Source organism: Vibrio sp. 378 (genome assembly GCF_033339435.1).
Window position 1 is genome coordinate 1 of sequence record NZ_JAWOUO010001269.1, and the last position, 507, is coordinate 507.

Below are 507 nucleotides of genomic sequence, written 5' to 3' on the forward strand. Positions count from 1 at the left end.
GGAGTTCATCACACCAAAGTCTGCTTTCACTAGCTCGTATGTACGGTACGCTTCACCTAGTAGGTGGCCAAGGTTCGTTTGCTGTGAGCGAACTACATCGCGGTCGCCTTCAAGTTTGCCATCCGTAGAAGATACTTTAACGTCAAGCAGATCTTGACCTTGCTCTTGGTAAGTACGAAGAATTTGCTTAACTACAGCATCTGGCTTGATTTCTTCAGCGATGAATTGGTAGTCGCCGTTCGCATCTTTTGCCTTTAGGTTAACTGGAATCAAAGCGTAGTTTGCTAGATGTAGTTTGCCATCGTAGTATTCGAAGTCTGCACGACCAACATATTTACCCCACTCATGCGCTTGCATGATGTATGTGCCGTTTTGTTGGTCTGGAGCACACTCGTCACCTGGTTTGAAGTCTGCGTATTCGTTAGTACCCGGCTCCATACATACTGGGTTTTGTGAGTGGCCACCAATAATTGCATCTAGTTGGCCTTCTTCAAGAGAACGCGCTAG

The 507-nt window shown here is 46.5% G+C and carries 1 pseudogene; it reads right to left on the minus strand.

Annotation, left to right across the window (positions count from 1 at the left end):
- Positions 1–507: pseudogene (gene ushA, locus R7Q48_RS31500) on the minus strand (bifunctional UDP-sugar hydrolase/5'-nucleotidase); the annotation flags it as partial.